Annotated in this window: 13 protein-coding genes; 6 read left to right on the top strand and 7 right to left on the bottom strand. The window is 73.2% G+C overall.

The features are described 5' to 3' along the window. Positions 1-38 precede the first annotated feature (38 nt). The 3 genes from ACPT94_RS36190 to ACPT94_RS36180 all read right to left on the bottom strand — a co-directional run bounded on the left by ACPT94_RS36190 (position 39) and on the right by ACPT94_RS36180 (position 4572). On the bottom strand, positions 39-1067 hold the full coding sequence (locus ACPT94_RS36190; RefSeq protein WP_425247796.1) for a methyltransferase: 1029 nt from the start codon (positions 1065-1067) through the stop codon (positions 39-41). Between the two features lie 80 nt (positions 1068-1147). Beyond that, the gene (locus tag ACPT94_RS36185) at positions 1148-2311 is read right to left on the bottom strand and encodes a right-handed parallel beta-helix repeat-containing protein (protein ID WP_360346492.1); all 1164 of its coding nucleotides are present in this window, start codon (positions 2309-2311) and stop codon (positions 1148-1150) included. 380 nt (positions 2312-2691) lie between these two features. Then, complete coding sequence (locus ACPT94_RS36180; protein WP_360346616.1) at positions 2692-4572, bottom strand: ABC transporter ATP-binding protein; 1881 nt, start codon at positions 4570-4572, stop codon at positions 2692-2694. Between the two features lie 123 nt (positions 4573-4695). Here ACPT94_RS36180 and ACPT94_RS36175 point away from each other — a divergent pair, with 123 nt between their 5' ends. The 5 genes from ACPT94_RS36175 to ACPT94_RS36155 all read left to right on the top strand — a co-directional run bounded on the left by ACPT94_RS36175 (position 4696) and on the right by ACPT94_RS36155 (position 12008). Beyond that, positions 4696-5709, top strand: a complete 1014-nt coding sequence (locus ACPT94_RS36175) for a lysylphosphatidylglycerol synthase transmembrane domain-containing protein (protein WP_425247795.1) — start codon at positions 4696-4698, stop codon at positions 5707-5709. Between the two features lie 81 nt (positions 5710-5790). Continuing rightward, positions 5791-7182, top strand: a complete 1392-nt coding sequence (locus ACPT94_RS36170; protein WP_425247794.1) for a hypothetical protein — start codon at positions 5791-5793, stop codon at positions 7180-7182. Positions 7183-7398: 216 nt separating this feature from the next. After that, on the top strand, positions 7399-8472 hold the full coding sequence (locus ACPT94_RS36165) for a mechanosensitive ion channel family protein (protein WP_425247793.1): 1074 nt from the start codon (positions 7399-7401) through the stop codon (positions 8470-8472). 318 nt (positions 8473-8790) lie between these two features. Continuing rightward, entirely contained in the window at positions 8791-11010 is a 2220-nt protein-coding gene (locus ACPT94_RS36160; protein WP_360346500.1) for an NADP-dependent isocitrate dehydrogenase, read from the top strand. A gap of 200 nt (positions 11011-11210) precedes the next feature. Further along, positions 11211-12008 carry an N-formylglutamate amidohydrolase gene (locus tag ACPT94_RS36155; protein ID WP_425247792.1) on the top strand — a complete coding sequence of 266 codons (798 nt, stop codon included), beginning with the start codon at positions 11211-11213 and terminating at the stop codon, positions 12006-12008. A gap of 19 nt (positions 12009-12027) precedes the next feature. Here ACPT94_RS36155 and ACPT94_RS36150 read toward each other — a convergent pair whose 3' ends face one another. From ACPT94_RS36150 to ACPT94_RS36140, 3 genes are read right to left on the bottom strand one after another with little or no spacing between them, the layout of a single operon-like run. After that, entirely contained in the window at positions 12028-12510 is a 483-nt protein-coding gene (locus ACPT94_RS36150) for a hypothetical protein (RefSeq protein WP_425247801.1), read from the bottom strand. 14 nt (positions 12511-12524) lie between these two features. Then, positions 12525-13124, bottom strand: coding sequence for an RNA polymerase sigma factor (locus ACPT94_RS36145; RefSeq protein ID WP_360346504.1), 600 nt, complete (start codon positions 13122-13124; stop codon positions 12525-12527). A 46-nt stretch (positions 13125-13170) separates the two neighbouring features. Further along, a complete protein-coding gene (locus tag ACPT94_RS36140) occupies positions 13171-14601 on the bottom strand; it encodes a S8/S53 family peptidase (RefSeq protein ID WP_425247791.1) in 1431 nt (476 codons plus the stop codon). 258 nt (positions 14602-14859) lie between these two features. Between ACPT94_RS36140 and ACPT94_RS36135 the strand changes: the two genes are divergently transcribed. After that, complete coding sequence (locus ACPT94_RS36135; RefSeq protein ID WP_425247800.1) at positions 14860-17424, top strand: CHAT domain-containing protein; 2565 nt, start codon at positions 14860-14862, stop codon at positions 17422-17424. Positions 17425-17455: 31 nt separating this feature from the next. Here ACPT94_RS36135 and ACPT94_RS36130 read toward each other — a convergent pair whose 3' ends face one another. Further along, the gene (locus ACPT94_RS36130) at positions 17456-19216 is read right to left on the bottom strand and encodes a LuxR family transcriptional regulator AbsR2 (RefSeq protein ID WP_425247799.1); all 1761 of its coding nucleotides are present in this window, start codon (positions 19214-19216) and stop codon (positions 17456-17458) included. Positions 19217-19315 lie beyond the last annotated feature (99 nt).

The raw sequence follows: 19315 nt of genomic DNA, 5'->3' as shown, positions 1-19315 counted from the left end.
CCCGGCGACCGGTGGTGTGCCGGTGGCCGAAGGGGTGGTCAGCCGGGCACGTGGCAGTCGAACGCGTGCAGGTAGGGGTTGACCGGACGGATGTCGTCGACGACCAGACCGGCGTCGGTGAGCCGGCCGACCATGCTGTCGGTGGTGTGCTTGGCCCCGCCGACGTTGAGGAGCAGCAGCAGGTCCATGGCGGTGCTGAAGCGCATCGAGGGCGTGTCGTCGACGAGGTTCTCGATGACGACGACCCGGGTGCCGGGTCCGCCCGCCTCGATGACGTTGCGCAGGGTCCGGGCGGTGCTGTCGTCGTCCCACTCCAGGATGTTCTTGATGACGTACACATCGGCCTGGAAGGGGATGGCCACGCGGCAGTCGCCGGGCACGATGCGCATCCGGTCGGCGAGCGCGCCGCCCGCACGCAGGCGCGGGTCGGCGTTCTCGACCACGCGTGGCAGGTCGAGCAGGGTGCCGTGGAGGGAGGGGTACTTCTCCAGCAGGCTCGCCACCACATGTCCCTGGCCGCCGCCGATGTCGGCGACCGACGAACTCCCGGACAGGTCGAGGAAGTCGGCGACGTCCTGCGCGGACTGTCTGCTGGAGGTCGTCATGGCCCGGTTGAAGACCTCGGCCGACTCGGGGGCGTCCTCGTTGAGGTAGGTGAAGAACTCCTTGCCGTACAGGTCCTCGACGACGTTGTGGTGGGTGCGGACCGCCTCGTCCAGGTGCGGCCACGCGTCCCAGGTCCACGGCTCGGTGCACCACAGGGTGATGTAGCGCAGACTGTGCGGGTCGTCCTCGCGCAGCAGCCGGGACATGTCGGTGTGCGCGAAGGTCCCGTCCGGCTGCTCGGCGAACACGCCGTAGCAGGACAGGGCCCGCAACAGCCGTCTGAGCGGCTGGGGTTCGGTCTTCACCGCCGCGGCCAGGTCCGGCACGGTCATGGGGCTGTCGCCGAGGGCGTCGGCGACTCCCAGCCGGGCGGCCGCGCGGAGAGCGGCGGCGCACGCCGCGCCGAACACGAGCTCCCTCAGCCGCATGGACGGTGGTGGGGCGGTCTGTGCGGTCGTCATGCGCCGCCTTCCTTTCTTCTCGGGTCAACGTTCAACGGGGGTACGGTCGACGGTCGTCGTCGCCGGCCGGCGCCGGCCGGTCAGCACAGTCCGGCGGGCTTGGACGAGCGGCAGGTGTTGCCCTCGAAGGTGTTGCCCTTGCCGGTGTCCGTGTTGACGAGGTCCGCCGGGGAGTTGCCCCGCAGCGTGTTGCCGCTGATGTGGTTCCGCTCGCTGGTGGCGCCGACCATGCTCTTGAACAGGACGATGCCGCCCGACAGCGGCGAGGTGCCGACGTTGTTCCTGATCGTGTTGCGCGTGACCAGGGTGTCCTCGGCGCCGGTGAGCACGATGCCGGAGCCCTGCAGGAAGGGCAGGCGCGCGGTCTTCGGGCAGGACTTGTTGTTCCGCTCGATGCGGTTGTCACGCACGGTCAGGTCGCCGGCCTTGGGCTTGTTCTCGTCGCCGACGACGAACACGCCCGCGCAGTTGCCGGTGACGTGGTTGCGCTCGACGGTGAGGTTGCGCAGACGGCGGACCGTGAGGCCGATCCGGTTGTCCTCCAGCCGGTTGTGGTCGACCACCGCGCCCCTGGAGTCCTGGGCGCCTTCCTCGGCCGTGATCGTGTTGGCGAGGAACAAACCCGCGTCGCCGTTCTGCCGGGCGGTGTTCCACCGGAACACGCCGCGCACCGAGCGCTCCTGGGCGATGCCCCACACCCCGTTCTTCGACGCGACCACGTTCCGTACGGTCAGCCGGTCGGTCGACACGGCGGACACTCCCGACTTGGCGAACCCGGTCACCTTCAGGGAGGCGATGGTGACGTCCTTGAGGCGACGGTTCTTCGTGCCCTCCACGCAGATGCCGTTGCCGGCCTCGGCACAGCTGACGGCGGCCTTCTCGGAGCCGGCCCCCTTCTTGTCCGCCGGCTTCTTGGCGTCGGCCGGCTTCTTGGTGTTCGACGGCTTCTTGGTGCCAGAAGGCTGCTTGGTGTTCGACGGTTTCTTGGCGCTCGGCTCGATCACCGTGCTGAGGCCCACGCCGCGCAGGGTGAGCCCCGGCTTGGTCACCGTGACGCTCTCGCGGTAGGTGCCGGCGGTCACGAGAACGGTGTCGCCCGGCTTGGCGGCGTCCACCGCCTTCTGGATCGACTGCCCCGGGTGGACCACATGGGTCTTGTGGCTGGGAACCGGCGGGGCGGCTCCCAGTCCTGCTGCGACGACCGCCGCGGTGCACGCGAGGTACGCGATATGGCATTTCTTCATATTCCGTACCATATGACCGGAATGTTCACGGGCCGCCGGATGGACCATCCGGCGGCGTGTCACGCGCCCGGGACCGCGGTGCCGCCGTTGCCGTCTCGCCCGCGCCCAGCAGCACCCGGTTCGCCGGTGGTTGCGGCGCGGCGAACACCCGGGTGGCGGGTGCGGGCGAGACGGCGCGGCAACTCGCCGCTCTCGCCGCGCGGTTCGCGGTGGACCACGGCGGTGGGCCCGTCCAGGAGGGATGCGCGGCACAGGCGGTGGGCCCGTTCAGGAGGGATGTGCAGCACAGGCGGCACACGTGCCGCGCCCGGCGCGACCGCCGGCCGAGGGCCACCGACCGCCGCGCCTTCCCCCTCACGCCACCACCGCGGCCTCCCCGCTCACACCGCCAGGTCGGCCACCGTCTCCGGCTGTGCGAACTGTGTCCGGTACAGCTCGGCGTACCGCCCGTCCGCCGCCAGCAGTTCCTCGTGGGTGCCGCGTTCCACGATCCGGCCGGCCTCGACGACGAGGATCAGGTCGGCGGAGCGCACGGTGGACAGACGGTGGGCGATGACGATCGCGGTGCGGCCCGTCAGGGCCTCGGTGAGTGCCTCCTGGACGGCCGCCTCGGAGGTGTTGTCGAGGTGGGCGGTGGCCTCGTCGAGGATGACGACCCGCTGGCGGGCCAGCAGCAGCCGGGCGATGGTCATGCGCTGCCGTTCGCCGCCGGAGAGGCGGTAGCCGCGCTCGCCGACGACCGTGTCGAGACCGTCGGGCAGGGAGCGGACCAGGTCCTCCAGGCGGGCCCGGCGCAGGGCGTCCCACAGCGCGTCCTCGTCGGCCTCGGGGGAGGCGAGGAGGAGGTTGGCGCGGACGGTGTCGTGGAAGAGGTGGCCGTCCTGGGTGACCATGCCGAGCGTCTCCCGCAGGGACCGCGCGCTCAGGTCACGGACGTCGGTCCCGCCGATACGGACGGCGCCCTCGTCGACGTCGTAGAGGCGCGGCAGGAGCTGGGCGACCGTGGACTTGCCGGCGCCGGAGGAGCCGACGAGGGCGACGGTCTGTCCGGGTTCGGCGCGGAAGGAGACGCCGTGCAGGACCTCGGCGCCGCCGCGGGTGTCGAGGGTGGCGACCTCCTCCAGGGAGGCGAGGGAGACCTTGTCGGCGGACGGGTAGCCGAAGCGGACGTCCTCGAACTCGACGGAGACGGGGCCCTCGGGCACCTCACGGGCGTCCGGCGACTCCTCGATGAGCGGCTTCAGGTCGAGCACCTCGAAGACGCGCTCGAAGCTGACCAGGGCGCTCATCACCTCGACCCGGGCCCCGGCGAGGGCGGTGAGCGGGGCGTACAGGCGGGTGAGGAGCAGGGCGAGGGCGACGACGGCGCCGGGGTCCAGGGTGCCGTTCAGGGCGAGCCGGCCGCCGAGGCCGTAGACGAGGGCGAGCGCCAAGGCGGAGACGAGGGTGAGGGAGGTGATGAACACGGACTGGGCCGTCGCCGTGCGGACACCGATGTCCCGGACCAGCGCGGCGCGGGCCGCGAACTCCGCCGACTCCTGCTCGGGGCGGCCGAAGAGCTTGACGAGGGTGGCGCCGGGCGCGGAGAAGCGCTCGGTCATGCGGGTGCCCATCGCCGCGTTGAGCGCGGCCGCCTCCCGCTGCATGCCGGCCATCCGCCGGCCCATCCGGCGGGCGGGCAGCACGAACACCGGCAGCAGGAGCAGCGCGAGCAGGGTGACCTGCCAGGACAGGGTGAGCATCACGGCGAGGGCGACCACCAGCGTCACCAGGTTGCTGACCACTCCGGACAGCGTGTTGCTGAAGGCCCGCTGGGCTCCGATCACGTCGTTGTTGAGCCGGGAGACCAGCGCTCCCGTACGAGTACGTGTGAAGAACGCGACCGGCATCCGCTGCACATGATCGAACACAGCCGTGCGCAGATCGAGGATGAGCCCCTCCCCCAGCGTCGCCGAGAGTCTCCTGCCCAGGATGCCGAGCGCCGCCTCCAGCACGGCGATGAGCGCGATCAGCAGCGCCAGCCGGACGACGGTGCCGGCGTCGCCGTGCGACACGATCGCGTCGACGACCCGCCCCGCGAGGACGGGCGTGGCGACGGCGAGCAGCGCGGTCACCACCCCGAGCAGCAGGAACAGGGCGATGCGGCGGCGGTGCGGGCGGGCGAACGCGCCGATGCGGCGCAGGGTCGCACGGTCGAAGGGGCGGCGTTCGTGCCGCGCGTTCATGACGCTGTACAGCTGCGTCCAGGCGGTGGTCTCCATGCTCATGAGAAGGACCGTAATTCCTCAAGCATTGTTGAGGTCAACATGACGATGTCTCCTCCCCCGCCGCCGTCCACACTGCGGCCACCCTTCGTTGACGTGGCGCGGAAACCCTCTCCGGGTGTGAGCGCGGTTCACCTTCCCCAAGGACCTCTTCCCCAAGGTCCTCTTCCCCAGGACCGGTCCCCCCGGCAGGACCGGTCCCGCGGGCGTCTCCCGGTCCGCCAGGTGCTGTGTCTGCTCCCGCTCCTCCTCGTCGGGATCGTCGCGGTGCGGCACTGGTCGGTCCTCGCCGAGGGCTTCGGCCATCTGCGCTCGGCCCGGTGGCCGTGGCTGCTGGCCGCGGCCGGCGCGACCTGTCTGACCTGGGTCGCGGCGGCCGTCACACGGCAGGGCGCGGTGGTGGAACGGCTGCCCCGGCTGCGGCTGCTGGCCACCCAGTTCGCGGCGGGCGCCGCCAACCACCTGCTGCCGACGGGTCTCGGCGCGAGCGCGGTCAACCTGCGGTTCATGGCCGTGTGCGGGGTGCCCCTGGCCCGCTCCTCGGCTGCCCTCGCGCTGTACCTGCTGGCGGAGGGCGTCGCCCGCGTGGGCCTGCTGACCGCGCTGCTCCTCGCCTTCCCCGGCGCGCTGCGGCTCGGCGCCCTCCTGCCCGAGGGGGCCCTCGGCCCGCTCCTGGCCGTGCTCGGCGGGGCCGCGCTGCTGACGGCGGCCGCGCTGCTCCTCGTACGACGGCTGCGGTCGGCGGTGTGCTCCTTCCTGCGCACCGCGCTCGGCGAGGCACGCTCGGTGCACACCCGTCCGGCCCGGGCGCTGGCCCTGTGGGGCGGTTCCCTCGCCTTCCCGGCGCTGCAGGCGGCCGGGCTCGCCGCGGTCGGGCAGGCCCTGGGGCTTCCGGTGCCGCCGGCGCACATGGCGGTGGCGTATCTGGCGGCCACGGTGGCGGTCGCCCTCGTGCCCACGCCGGGCGGGATCGGCTCGGTGGAGGCGGCGCTCATCGTGGCGCTGGTGGCGGCGGGCGGCCCGGTGGCGCTCGCCACGGCCGTGGTCCTCGCCTACCGCATCATCACGGTGTGGCTGCCGCTGCTGCCGGGGGCGCTGACGCTGGGCGCGCTGGTGCGGCTGAAGGTGATCTGACCGGCCCCTCGACAGCCACGTGATGGTTCCCCGGCGCCCCGTAGGGCACAGTGGGCGCCGGGGAACGATGGAGGGGGACTGATGACTGCACATGACGCGGTGACCGGGCTGGCGTCCAACGCGGCGGCACCGGCCGAGGTGCTGCTGCGGCTGCTGAACATGGAGTACGACTGGCTCACCGTGGCCCGGCTCACCTGGCGCTCCTCGCTGCCCGAGGAGGTGGCCCACGCCCTGCTCACCCACCCGAACCGGCGGGTGCGCGCCGCGCTCGCGGACAGCGCGGGCGCCGATCCGGAGCTGCGGGCCCGCCTCCTGGACGGCCCCGAGTCGGACGCGATCCTGGTCGCCGTCGGCCCGACGCCGTTCCGTGCGACGGCCCCGCCGCTCCCCGACCGGGCGTACGAGCGGCTGCTGAGCCACGACAACGTCAACGTCCGGTACGAGACGGCCGCTTCGCCCTCGGTGCCCGACCACGTCCTGCTGCCGCTCGCCACCCATGAGGACCCGCGGTTCCGGGAGGCGGCCTGCCGCCGCGTGTGGGGTGAGCTGACGCCGGAGGTACGCGAGGCGCTCCTCGACGACTCGGACCCGAAGGTGCGGACGTACGCGGCGCTCCAGGTCATGGAGCACGACGAGGAACGCACCGCGTGGCTCGTCGAGACGCGCGCGGAGCACGTGTGGTTCCCGGAGGTCGTCGCGTACGGCAGGCTGGCGCGCTCCCTCGCCGAACGCCTGCTGGCGGACGGCGACGGCACGCACCTCGCACGGCTCGTGGGCAACCCCGCCTTCCCCGCCGACCTCGCGGCCCCGCTGGCCGGTCACGAGGACCCCGCCGTGCGTCTCGCGGTGTCCGCCCGCCCCGAACTCACCGAGGAGGAACGGGCGGCGATCGACTGGACGGTGGGCCCGCAGGACCGGCTGGACACCCTGCTGTGGGTGTGGCGGGCCCGTGCGGACGAGGAGGTGCTGCGCCGGTGTGCGACGTCGGCGCACACCTGGCTGCGCCGCAGCGCCGCGGTGTGCCCCGGCCTGCCGGACGACTGTGTCGAACTCCTCGCCGGCGACGAGGACTTCGCCGTACGACTGCTGCTCGCCGAGCGGCATCCGAAGGCGCCGCCGGAGCTGCTGCTGGACCTGTATCTGCACGGCGCGCACCGGGCCGTCGGCATGTTGACCGCGAGGCCGCAGTTCCCTTCCGCCGGGCTCGCGCAGCGGTGTGCCGACGCCGGGGATCCACGGGAGCGTGCCCTGGCCCTGCGGGACCCCGCGGCGACACCCGAACTCGTCGAACGGCTGAGCCGGGACGAGTCGGCGAACGTGCGGTCGGCGGCCGCCCGCGACCCGCGACTGCCGCTGCCCCGGCTGCTGGAACTGCTCGACGACCCGGAGGCGGGCAGCTCTGCGGCCGCCAACCCCTCACTCCCGGCCGCCGAGATGACCGCGCTGCTGGACCGGGCGGGCGTGCCCGGCTGAACCCCCCGTCGCCTGGCCGAAGGTGGCCCGCAGGCGGACCGCGGGGTACGAACTGCCGTTTCGGATACGGCAGGATGAGCGGTTGCGCCCTCCGTCCCCCACGGACGGGCCGCGCGACCGCACTTCCCGGAAACGAGCAGGTGACAACGTGACGAGACTTCACATCCGGCCGTCGGCGGCCCCCCACGCCGCGGAACGTCTTCCCGGAGGTGACCGGTGAACCGCGCGCTGACCCTGGACGACGGCGTCCTCGCCGGCATCGCCCTGGTGACGGGCCTGCTGCTGGCCTTCCTGTCGCGGACGCTGCTGCGCTGGCTGGCCAAACACGCCAAGCGCACCCGCTGGAGCGGCGACGACGTCATCGTGGACGCGCTGCGCACGGTGGTGCCGTGGGCGGCGATCGTGGGCGGAGCGGCGGCCGCGGCCGCGCTGCTGCCGCTGACCCGGGCGGTGCAGCACACCGCCAACCAGAGCCTGACGGTACTGCTGATCTTCGCGGCGACGCTGTCGGCGGCCCGGGTGGTCGCCGAGCTGGTGCAGACGGTCACCCACTCCCGCTCCGGCGTCGCCGGATCCGCCACGATCTTCGTCAACATCACCCGGGTGCTGGTCCTGGCCATCGGTTTCCTGGTGGCGTTGCAGAGTCTCGGCATCTCGATAGCGCCGATGCTCACCGCCCTCGGCGTCGGCGGTCTGGCCGTCGCGCTCGCCCTGCAGGACACCCTCGCGAACCTCTTCGCCGGCATCCACATCCTGGCCTCCAAGACCGTCCAGCCCGGCGACTACATCAAGCTGAGCAGCGGCGAGGAGGGCTATGTCGAGGACATCAACTGGCGTCAGACGACCGTCCGCAACCTCTCCAACAACCTGGTCGTCATCCCCAACGGGCAGCTCGCCAAGACGAACATGACCAACTACATGCGTCCCGAGCAGCAGTTGACGATCCTGGTGCAGGTGGGTGTCTCCTACGACAGCGACCTGGAGCACGTGGAGCGGGTCACGACGGACGTCGTCGCCGAGGTGATGACCGAGATCACCGGCGCGGTACCGGACCACGAGCCGGCGGTGCGCTTCCACACCTTCGCCGACTCCCGCATCAACTTCACCGTGATCCTGGGGGTGGGCGAGTTCAGCGACCAGTACCGGATCAAGCACGAGTTCATCAAACGCCTGCACCGCCGCTACCGCGAGGAGGGCATCCGCATCCCGGCGCCCGCCCGCACCGTGTCGCTGCAGCAGGGGGCGGTGGTGATTCCGCAGCAACGGGAGGCCACGGACGTGACGCCCTGACCTCGCACGGTCTCCCCTCCTCCTGATCTCCTCCTGACGGAGATCACTGCCCGCGGCGTGGTGGCGCCCTGGAGCCGCTCCCGCAGGAAACCGGCGGGTGGCTCTCGCTCGGGCGGCCGGCCGGTCGGGCCGGCCGCCGGATCGGTGGGCGATCGCCCTCCATGACCGCGGGAGCGGACCGGCCCGGGACCGTCCCGCCGCCCGGAGCCGGTGCTTCCGCACATGTGCTGCACGTCTGTGCGATCCGCTGTCGAGTCGAGGTCGGGCACGAGATATCTTGATGTCGAGCAATGTTGCAGACGTGGAGCGGAGCACCCGGTGACTGACTCGACCATCATCTATACGCACACTGACGAGGCCCCGGCCCTGGCGACGTATTCCTTCCTGCCGGTGGTCCAGGCGTACGCCTCGCAGGCCGGTGTCGCCGTGGAGACGCGGGACATCTCGCTGGCCGGGCGCCTCATCGCCGTGTTCCCGGAGTACCTGGCCGAGGACCAGCGCATCCCGGACGCCCTGACCGAGCTCGGCGAGCTGGCCAAGACGCCCGAGGCCAACATCATCAAGCTGCCGAACATCTCGGCGTCGATCCCGCAGCTGAAGGCCGCGATCGCCGAGCTGCAGGGCCAGGGCTACGCGCTGCCGGACTACCCGGACGAGCCGAAGACCGACGAGGAGCGCGAGATCCGCGCCCGCTACGACAAGGTCAAGGGTTCCGCCGTGAACCCGGTCCTGCGTGAGGGCAACTCCGACCGCCGTGCCCCGGCCTCGGTCAAGAACTACGCGAAGACCCACCCGCACCGCATGGGCGCCTGGAGCCCCGAGTCGAAGACCAACGTGGCCACCATGGGCGTGGACGACTTCCGCTCCACCGAGAAGTCGGTGGTGATCCCCGAGGACGGCACCCTCCGCATCGAGCTCAAGGGCGACGACGGCTCCACCACCGTGCTGCGCGAGTCCGTACCGGTCCTCGCCGGTGAGGTCGTCGACGCCTCCGTGATGCGGGTGGCCGCGCTGCGCGAGTTCCTGACCGCGCAGGTCGCCAGGGCCAAGGCCGAGGGCGTCCTGTTCTCCGTGCACCTGAAGGCCACGATGATGAAGGTCTCCGACCCGATCGTCTTCGGTCACGTGGTGCGCGCCTTCTTCCCGAAGACGTTCGCGCAGTACGGCGACAAGCTCGCCGCGGCCGGCCTGACCCCGAACGACGGCCTGGGCGGCATCTACAAGGGCCTGGAGTCCCTGCCGGAGGGCGCCGAGATCAAGGCCTCCTTCGACGCCGAGCTCGCCGAGGGCCCGGAGCTGGCGATGGTCGACTCCGACAAGGGCATCACCAACCTGCACGTCCCCTCGGACGTCATCGTCGACGCCTCCATGCCCGCCATGATCCGCACCTCCGGCCACATGTGGGGCCCGGACGGCCAGGAGGCCGACACCCTCGCGGTCCTGCCGGACTCCAGCTACGCCGGCGTCTACCAGGCCGTGATCGACGACTGCCGCGCCCACGGCGCCTACGACCCGGCCACCATGGGCTCGGTCCCGAACGTCGGCCTGATGGCGCAGAAGGCCGAGGAGTACGGCAGCCACGACAAGACGTTCGAGATCCCGACCACGGGCACCGTGCGCCTGGTCGACGGCAACGGCGACGCGGTCATCGAGCAGACCGTCTCCGCCGGTGACATCTTCCGCGCCTGCCAGACCAAGGACGCCCCGATCAAGGACTGGGTGAAGCTGGCCGTCACCCGCGCCCGCGCCACGGGCGACCCGGCGGTGTTCTGGCTGGACGAGACCCGCGCGCACGACGCCAACCTGATCGCCAAGGTCAACGCGTACCTGCCGGAGCACGACACCGAGGGCCTGGACATCCGCATCCTCGCCCCGGTCGAGGCCACCAAGCTGTCGGTGGAGCGCATCCGCCGCGGCGAGAACACGATCTCCGTCACCGGCAACGTGCTGCGTGACTACCTGACCGACCTGTTCCCGATCCTGGAGCTGGGCACCAGCGCCAAGATGCTGTCGGTCGTCCCGCTGATGGCGGGCGGCGGCCTGTTCGAGACGGGCGCCGGCGGCTCCGCCCCGAAGCACGTCCAGCAGCTGGTCAAGGAGAACTACCTGCGCTGGGACTCGCTGGGCGAGTTCTTCGCCCTGGTGCCGTCCCTCGAGCAGTACGCCGAGGCCACGGGCAACGCCCGCGCCAAGGTCCTCGCCGACACCCTCGACCGCGCCACGGCGACCTTCCTCAACGAGGACAAGTCCCCGACCCGTCGCGTCGGCGGCATCGACAACCGCGGCAGCCACTTCTACCTGTCCCTGTACTGGGCGCAGGAGCTGGCCGCGCAGACCGACGACGCGGACCTGGCGAAGGCCTTCGCCCCGTTCGCCGAGACGCTCACCGCGAACGAGCAGAAGATCGTCGACGAGCTGGGCGCCGTCCAGGGCAAGCCGGCCGACATCGGCGGCTACTACCAGCCCGACCCGGCCAAGGCCGCGGCGGTCATGCGCCCGTCGGCCACCTGGAACGAGGCGCTGGCCGCGCTGAGCTGACGCCCGCCCTTTCCGAGCTTCCGCCCCGGCCGGCGCACCGCCCGGCCGGGGCGGAGGTGTCTGCGGCCGCCTTCGAGAGACGCGGGCAAGCGCCACCTGACCGTTGCCCGCGGTCATGCCGACGCCCCTGCCTTCCCGGTGGGCCGGTAGGGCGACTTGATCATGTACGACGCCACTGACCACGCCCCGGGAGCAGTCCGATGACCCCTGCCGCGCCGCCGTTCACGTCCCTGCCCGGAGCCCCCGGCTCCCCGGTGATCCTGCACGTACCGCACTCGGCGCGGGAGATACCGGCGGATGTGCGCGCGGGCATCGTGCTGGACGACGTGGCGCTGGAGCGGGAGCTGGACCACATCACCGACGCGCACACCGCGGAGATCGCGGCGGAGGCGGCGGGCCTGGCCACGGCGACGCCGTGGCGGTTCGTCAACCGGCTGTCCCGGCTGGTCGTCGATCCGGAGCGGTTCCCCGACGAGCGGGAGGAGATGCGGGCCGTCGGGATGGGCGCCGTGTACACACGGACCACGCACCGGGAGGTGCTGCGCCCCGAGGACGTCGATCCCGAGCCGTTGGTCGAGCGGTACTTCCGGCCGTACGCGCGAGCGATGACGGACGCCGTCGCGGACCGGCTGGCCGTCGCCGGACGGGCCGTGATCATCGACGTGCATTCCTATCCGACCGAGCGGCTGCCCTACGAGCTGCACGGCGAGGGACCGCGACCGCCCGTCTGCCTGGGCACCGACTCCTTCCACACGCCGCCCGAGCTGCTCGCGGCCGCGCAAAAGGCGTTCGCGGAGGTCGGGGAGACGAGACTGGACAGTCCCTTCGCCGGGACGTACGTCCCCCTGGAGTTCTACGGGACCGAGCCTCGGGTGTCCGCCCTCATGGTGGAGATCCGGCGGGACACGTACATGTCGGAGCCGGGTGGCCCCGCCGGGGCGGGGCTGCACCGGCTCGCCTCGGCGCTGGCGGACCTCGTCGACGCCGTCTCCGGCTGACGCCGGGGAGAGGAGCGGCTCAGGCGCGCAGCCACTCCGTGACGACCACCTCCCCGCCGGCCCGCAGGCGCAGCGCGAAGGGGCCGGCGGGCGGTGCGTCGCTGGTGAAGCGGCCCATGTCGTCGGCGGAGAGCGCCGCGCCGGCCCGGGGTCCGTCGAGGACCTCGATGGAGGCCGGCTGGGGCGGCAGCAGCTGGCCCATCAGTCCGTGCGTGGTCACCTCGACGTCGACGGTCAGCCCGCCGGAGTGGAAGGTGAGCATCCGCGGCACGTCCACGGCTCCCCTGACCGGGATGGCGTCGACCAGCGAGTCGAAGGTCAGCTCGGCGATCCGGGCGTCGAGGTCGTGCAGCGCGTAGGCCTCGACGGCGATCTGCCGCAGCTCGGCGGGCACCGGGTCGAGGATGGCGGCGGCTTCGCGCAGTTCCTCCTCCAGGCTGCCGTGGTCGAACTCCTCGTCGTCGAAGGCGCTGTCGTCCAAGGCGCCGTCGTTGTCGTCCATGTCGTCCCTGCTGGTCACAGTGCTCCCCGTGCGTCGAGTCGGGCGCGCAGCCGGCGCAGACATCGCTGGCGCATCGGTCCGATGCTGCCCACGGCGATGCCCAGTGCGGCCGACACCTCCTGGTAACTGGGCGGCGGCGAGGAGATCAGCACCCGCAGCAACTGCCGGCAGCGCTCACCGAGCGCCTCGAACTCCTGCCAGAGGTGGCGGACGCGCTCGCTCTGCGCGGCCGCCTCCTCCGAGTCCAGCACCGACTGCTCCGGCGTACGGTCCTCGCTGACGCGGTCGAGCAGCTGGGGATCGTCCGTCGGGGTCAGCCGGCGCAGGCTCTTGATCACTTTCAGGCACTCGTTGCGCGCGGTGCTCGCCAGCCAGGAACCCGCCTTGTCCGGTTCGCGGATCCGCCCGAGGTGCTGGGCGAAGCGGAACCACACGGTCTGGTACACCTCGTGCCCGTCGGCCTCGGAGAGCCGGTGCGCGCGCACGACGGACCACACCAGCGGGCTCAGCCCTTCCACCAGCGCCTTCCAGGCCGCCGTGTCACCGTCGACGGCCGACTGGACGAGCGCGCCGACTTCACTACGGTCCACGGTCCCACCCCTCGTGTACGGCATGTCATCGTACGCCGTGGCGGGTGCGGCTTCGGACCTCATGACGCCCTCACACCGAGGGCGCGAGCTGTTCGACCGGCACGGGACTCCAGGTCGGCGGGCGCAGCGCCGGCACGTGGAATCCGCGCACCTCGGCGAACTCGGTGTTGACGGCGAGGAGTTGACGGGCGGCGGCGCGCGGGTCGGTCTCCTGGTGGGCCGTCATGTGGGCGGCGACCAGGCCGGCCACGACGGGCGTCGCGAAGGACGTCCCGCTCCACGAGGCGAGGCCCTCGAACATCACCTGGTCCGGCTTGCCCGCGGTGGCCGCCCGCTGCTCGCTCAGCACACCGGTGTGGCGCGGCGACTGGCAGGTGCAGGGGTAGGTGAAGCCGTAGCGGCAGTCGTCGTACGTGGAGTGCTGGTAGACGTACGGCACGGGGGTGTCGAAGCCCGTGAGGGCGCTCACGAGGCGCTCGCCGGGGGCGTAGACCCGGACCCAGGGGCCGTGGTTGCTGAAGCAGGCGCCGAACTCGCCGTCGCCGCGCAGGGCGCCGACCGACAGGACCGCGTCGGCGTACTCGGGCTGGGCGGCGTAGGCGGCGGGCCAGAAGGGTGTGGCACTGGCGTTGTTGCCGGCGGCGGCGACCAACAGGGTGCGCCGGCCGCGCAGTTCCTCCATGAAGGCCGAGACGCCGAGCAGGCCGTCGACGCGGCCGTTGGAGGTGCCGGCGGAGAGGCTGATGATGTCGGGCCAGCCGCCCTGTTCGACGGCCTCGAAGAGCCTGTCGCCGAAGTCGTCCTCGAGGATCGCGCCCGCGTCGTTGAGGGTGCCGCGCACGGTGACGTCGGTGTTGGGGGCGACGGCGGCGACGAGTCCGGCGATGAACGTGCCGTGCCCGACGTACTGCTGGAGGACGCCGTCCTCGTCCGTCTCCCTGATCTGCGGGTCGCCCTGGGTGTGGGCGAGCAGTTGGTAGGAGCGGTGGTCGTGCATGAGACCGGTGTCGATGACGAGGACGCCCACGGCGCCGTCGGGGTCGTACGGCGCCGGCGCCGCGGCCGGGTTGGGCGGTTGGGAGGCGGGGACCGGCTCGTCGCCGGGACAGGCGTTGACGGCGATGGACACCACGTGGTTGCGGCTGACGAGCCGGCGGCCCGCGCGGTCCTCGGCTCCCCGCAGGGCGCGCAGGGCGCCGGCGACGGCGCGGTCGGCGCCGGGTGCGCCCTGGCCGGGGTCGGCGACCTGGATGCGGGTGATGCCCGAGCGGTTGGCCTGCGGGCCGGCCCGGCGCACATGGTCGGGGGTGAGGTCGGGCGCCGCGGTGAAGTGGGTGCGGACGGCGTCCTCGACGACCTGGGCCTCCTCGCCGTCGCGGGCGAGGACGACGCCCTTCTCGTAGATGAACTCGGCGGAGTCGTCCGGCCCCATCGCCAGGGGGACGCCGGGCAGCGCGCGTTGGATCTGGTCGAACTGCTCGTGGAATCGCTGTGGTGCCATGGCGTGTCCTCCCCTGAGCCCAGTGGTCGTCAGTCAGAGCCGCCGGGCCGTCGTTTGATACAGGTGGTGCGACGGCGGAGCCGGGTGGTGCGGTTCCGCCGCACGCCCTCGGCGTGCGCCCCGCGGCGCACGGATCCGGTTGACGTGACGTCCAATTGATACGGCCTGATACCCCTCCACCCCTGTGTGACATGCAACCGGACCACTACCATCCGTGGGGTGACAGCGGGAAACGACACGGTTCTCGAACTGCTGCCGATGGTGTTCGCCGCCCCCAACGACGCGTTGGCGCGGGCGGAGGGAGTGCTCGACACCGATCCCACACCGTTGCACGCCTCCGTCGCCCACCAGGTGATCGGGATCTGGCAGCGGGACTGGGGCGACATGCGCCTCGCCCTGGACCATCTGCGGCGCGCCCGCGAACTGGCGGCGCGCGCGGACTCCGCCGAGCGCGAGGCGGACGTCCTGGCCACGCTCGGGGTGGCGCTGGTGCACGCGGGCCGCACCCGGCAGGGGCTCGCCGCGTTCGAGCGGGGGGTGGACCGCGGGACGGGGCACACACGCGCGCGTGTGCTGTACCGGCGGGCCTACGCCTGGTGGGTGCTCGGCCATCATCGTGAGGCCCTGGAGGACGTGCGGCGGGCGATCCCCGTGCTGCGGCAGGCGGACGACGTCATCTGGACGGCGCGCGCCCTGACCCTGCGCGCCACCGTCCACCTGGCCCTCGGGGCGATACGGCAGGCCGACGCGGACTTCACGGCCGCCGAGGCGCTGTGGGACACCACGGGCCAGGAACACGACAAGGCCGACGCGGTGGAGAGCCGGGGTCTGGCCGCGTTCCGGTCGGGGGACGTCCCGGCGGCGCTGCGCCTGCTGGACGAGGCCGAGGAGCGGTACGCCAAGCTCGGCACGCCCACGTTCATGCTGAACATCCGGCGCTGCGAGGTCCTGATGGCCGCCGGTCTCGCGCCCGAGGCCCTGGCCGAGGCGGACACGGCGATCGCGGTCCTGGACGGCATCGGCGGTCAGTCCACGCGCAAGGCGGAGCTGCTGCTGGCCGCGGCGAAGGCCGCGCGGCTGGCGGGCGACCCGGGGACGGCGATCGCGCGGGCCGCGCTGGCCGTGCGGCTCTTCGCCGGGCAGCGGCGCACGTGGTGGGAGGCGCACGCCCAGCTGGTGCTGATCGAGGCGCGGGTCGCCACCGGGCGCGGGTCGGGGCGGCTGGTGGCGGAGGCGGTCCGGGTGGCGGAGCGGCTGTCCGCGTTCGGTGCGCCCGCCGCCCCGGAGGCGTGGCTGCTCGCGGGGCGGATCGCGCTGGACCTGGACTGGACGGTCGACGCCGAACGCTATCTGGCGGTGGCCGCGCGCAGCCGGCGCAGCGGGCCGCCGCTGGCCCGGATGACGGGCTGGGCGGCGCAGGCGCTGTGGGCGCGGGCGACGGGGTCCGGGCGGGGCGTGCTGGAGGCCTGCCGGCGCGGGCTGGACGTGCTGGACGACCACCGTACGACGCTGGGCGCCTCGGAGCTGCGCGCCCGGGCCACCGCGCAGGGCGCCGAACTCGCCGCGCTCGCCCAGCAGGTGACCCTGGAGCGGGGCGGGCCCCGGCAGTTGCTCCTGTGGAGCGAACGCTGGCGGGCCACGGTCCTCACGGCGCCGCCCACCCGCCCGCCGGCCGACCCGGCGCTGCTGAGCGGACTGACGGCGTTCCGGGAGATCGCCGCCCGCGCGGAGACCGCGCGGATGGACGGCCGGCCGGTGCCCACCCTGGAGCGGGAGCAGCGCCGTCTGGAGCGGGAGATCCGTTCCCGGACCCTGCACATCCGCGGGGAGGCGCCCGGGGGCGGCGACCGCTTCGAGGTCGGCCGGCTGCTGGAGCGGCTCGGCGACGGGCGGCTGGTCGAACTCGCCGTCCTGGACGGGCGGGTGCAGGTGCTGCTGTGCGGCGGCGGGCGGGTACGGCGGTTCGCGGGCGGGCTGCTGGCCGAGGCGGAGCGGGAGGCCGAGCACGTCCAGGCCGGGCTGCGGCGGCTCGCCCACCCCGGGGCGGAGGACCGGCTCGCGGTGGTGGAGGCGATGGGCCGGCGGCTGGAGGAGCTGCTGCTGGGCGAGGCCGCGGACCATGTCGGCTCCGGTGCGGTGGTGATCGTGCCGCCGGCGCGGCTGCACCGCGTCCCCTGGGCCCTGCTGCCCGCGCTGCGCGAGCGGGTGCTCAGTGTGTCGCCGTCGGCGAGCAGCTGGCTGCGGGCCCGGGAGACCGAGCCGCCGCCGGGCGGACGGCAGGTGCTGGTGCGCGGCCCGGGGCTCGCGACCGGCGGGGCGGAGGTGCCGGAGGTCGCGGGCCGGTACGGCAGGCCGACGGTGCTGGAGCAGGCGGACGCGCGCGTGCCCCGCGTCCTGGAGGAACTGGACGGGGCCGCCCTCGCCCACATCGCCGCGCACGGCACCTTCCGGGCGGACAGCCCGCTGTTCTCGTCCCTGCGCATGGCCGACGGCCCGCTGATCGTCCACGACTTCGAACGTCTCGCCCGCAGCCCCTACCGGATCATCCTCTCCAGCTGCGACACGGCCCGTCTCGCCTCCGTCGGCGCCGACGAACTCCTCGGCCTCGTCACGGCGTTGCTGCCGCTCGGCACGGCGGGCGTGGTGGCGAGCAGCGCGCCGGTGAACGACGAGGCGGTGGTCGCGCTGATGCTGGCCCTGCACAAGGCGCTGAGTTCGGGCGCGTCGCTGGCGGAGGCGCTGCGCGACGCCCGGGCGGCGCTGCCGGGCGACGCGCTGCATCAGGCGACGGGGTGGGCGTTCACGGCGTTCGGAGCCGCGTGAACGCCCCTCCCGTCGGGCCCGGCTCGCTCGGTCAGGCCGGCTGTGTGTCCGGCAGTCGTACCAGCCAGGGCAGGGATCCCCGGTCGCTCCCGCCGAGGCGGCTGTAGGCGCTGTAGAGGTGGTTGCCGACGGTGCGGACGGAGAGGGTGAGGCGCTCGGCGATCTGCCGGTTGCTCAGTCCGGCCGCCGCGAGTGTGACGATCTGCCGTTGGCGGGCGGTGAGTTCGCCCAGGACCAGGCCGGACAGGGCGGGGGTGCGGGCGCCCTGGCAGCGGCGGGCCAGCGCGACGGCGCGTGTGCGGGCGGTGCGGGCCGCACGGGGGTCGCGGTGGGCTCGTACGGCGTGGGCGTGGGCCTCCGCCGCGAACAGCAGGAAGCCGCGTTCCGCCAGCTCTTCGGCGACCCGGTCGAGGGCGGGTCCGTCCCCCCGCGTGAGCGCTTCGGCATGACGGGCGAAGACACCGCCCGGCGGGAGGAGCCCCGCGGCCCGCTCCGGGGCGCCGAGGCGTACGGCGTCGTAGGCGGTGTACGCGTCGTGGGCGGCGTACGTGGTGTGCTGGTCGGGGGCGCCGTCCCCCTGACGCAACTGGGCTGTGGAGAGGGTCAGTTCACGGTGACAGGCGCTGTCGTCGGGGGCGCCGGCCAGGCCCTCCGTGGCCCAGGCCGCCGCCTCGCGCGGTTCTCCCCGCAGCCGTGAGAACCGCGCGCGGACGGCGGCGTAGGCGGGTGGGACGCGTCGCCCTTCCGCGACCAGCCACTCCCCCACCGGTGTGGGCGTCGCACGGACGTCCACGCGGGCGATGCGGTCGGCCAGCGCGGTCGCCTCCGCGGCGAGGGCCGGTTCGTACGGCTCCCGTGCTCTCGTCAGCCGCAGGGCCCGCAGACGGCCCGCCGCCGCGCGCAGCACCGGGCCGTGCAGGGGGTGGGCGAGACGGACGGTCGTGTCGTCGGCGGCGTGGATCAGGCCGTCCGACTCGAGGCGTTCGAGGATGCGCAGGTCCAGGGTGTCGACGGGAAGGGGCAGGGGTTCGGCGAAGGCGAGGCGGTCCAGGGTCTCGCGTTCGCCGGGGTCGGTGCGGGCGAGGACGGGGGCGGCGGTCTCGCGGAGGGCCGGGGTCAGCGGGACCGGGCCGCGCCACCTCCACTCGTCGGTGTCCGCGGACCGGGTGAGCACGCCCTGCTCGCGCAGTGCGTCCAGCAGGTCCCGCAGGAGGCGGAGGTCGCCCCGGGCGAGGCGGAGCAGGCGGTTGAGGGTGAGGGGCTCCAGGGGGTCGCCGGCGACGGCCGTCAGCAGGTGGGCCGTCTCGTCGGGGGGCAGCGGCTCCAGCGCCAGTCGGGGCAGGAGCTCGCCCGTCCGCAGGCGGGTCACGGCGCCCGGCGCCGGTGCGCCGTCCGTGGCCAGGACCAGCAGACGGGTGCGGCCCTGCACGGCCAGCTGGTGGACCAGGGCGGCGGAGGCGTCGTCGAGCAGGTGGGCGTCGTCGACCAGCAGCAGGCGGACCCCGGACAGGAGGTGGACGGCTCGGTGGAGGGTGACGTCCTCGGGGAGCAGGTGGGCGAACGCGGCGAAGGGGGTGTCCCGGGTCTCGGGGGTGCCGGCCACCCTCGCCCAGTCCGTGCCCCGGATCGCCTCCAGGGCGAGGCGGGTACGGCCGCAGCCGGCGGGGCCGGTCACCACGATGCCGGGCCGCCCGGCCGCCAACGAGCGGCGTATCAGCTCCAGTTCCTCCTCCCGGCCGGTGAACGGCCAGGACGGCGACCGGTCCGGCGACAGGGACGGCGGACGCGGCAGCGAACGCGGCGGCTGACGGGGCGGCCGCGTGGAGGACGGCTGAGGGAACGGCTGCAGGCTCTTGGCATCGCGTACGGAAGTCGTCACATCTACTGGAGT

The organism is Streptomyces aurantiaciflavus, from assembly GCF_049808595.1.
In the GTDB taxonomy this organism is placed as follows: Bacteria; Actinomycetota; Actinomycetes; order Streptomycetales; family Streptomycetaceae; genus Streptomyces.
The sequence above is the reverse complement of the archived record's forward strand: the minus strand, read 5'-3'. Positions and strand labels throughout refer to the sequence as shown.

Bases quoted from the DNA above. Each gene is read 5' to 3' on its own strand.
- ACPT94_RS36140 (WP_425247791.1), bottom strand. From the start codon at position 14,601: ATGGCACCACAGCGATTCCACGAGCAGTTCGACCAGATCCAACGCGCG.
- ACPT94_RS36150 (WP_425247801.1), bottom strand. From the start codon at position 12,510: ATGGACGACAACGACGGCGCCTTGGACGACAGCGCCTTCGACGACGAG.
- ACPT94_RS36170 (WP_425247794.1), top strand. From the start codon at position 5,791: ATGACTGCACATGACGCGGTGACCGGGCTGGCGTCCAACGCGGCGGCA.
- ACPT94_RS36135 (WP_425247800.1), top strand. From the start codon at position 14,860: ATGGTGTTCGCCGCCCCCAACGACGCGTTGGCGCGGGCGGAGGGAGTG.
- ACPT94_RS36145 (WP_360346504.1), bottom strand. From the start codon at position 13,124: ATGCCGTACACGAGGGGTGGGACCGTGGACCGTAGTGAAGTCGGCGCG.
- ACPT94_RS36190 (WP_425247796.1), bottom strand. From the start codon at position 1,067: ATGACGACCGCACAGACCGCCCCACCACCGTCCATGCGGCTGAGGGAG.
- ACPT94_RS36185 (WP_360346492.1), bottom strand. From the start codon at position 2,311: ATGAAGAAATGCCATATCGCGTACCTCGCGTGCACCGCGGCGGTCGTC.
- ACPT94_RS36155 (WP_425247792.1), top strand. From the start codon at position 11,211: ATGACCCCTGCCGCGCCGCCGTTCACGTCCCTGCCCGGAGCCCCCGGC.
- ACPT94_RS36180 (WP_360346616.1), bottom strand. From the start codon at position 4,572: ATGGAGACCACCGCCTGGACGCAGCTGTACAGCGTCATGAACGCGCGG.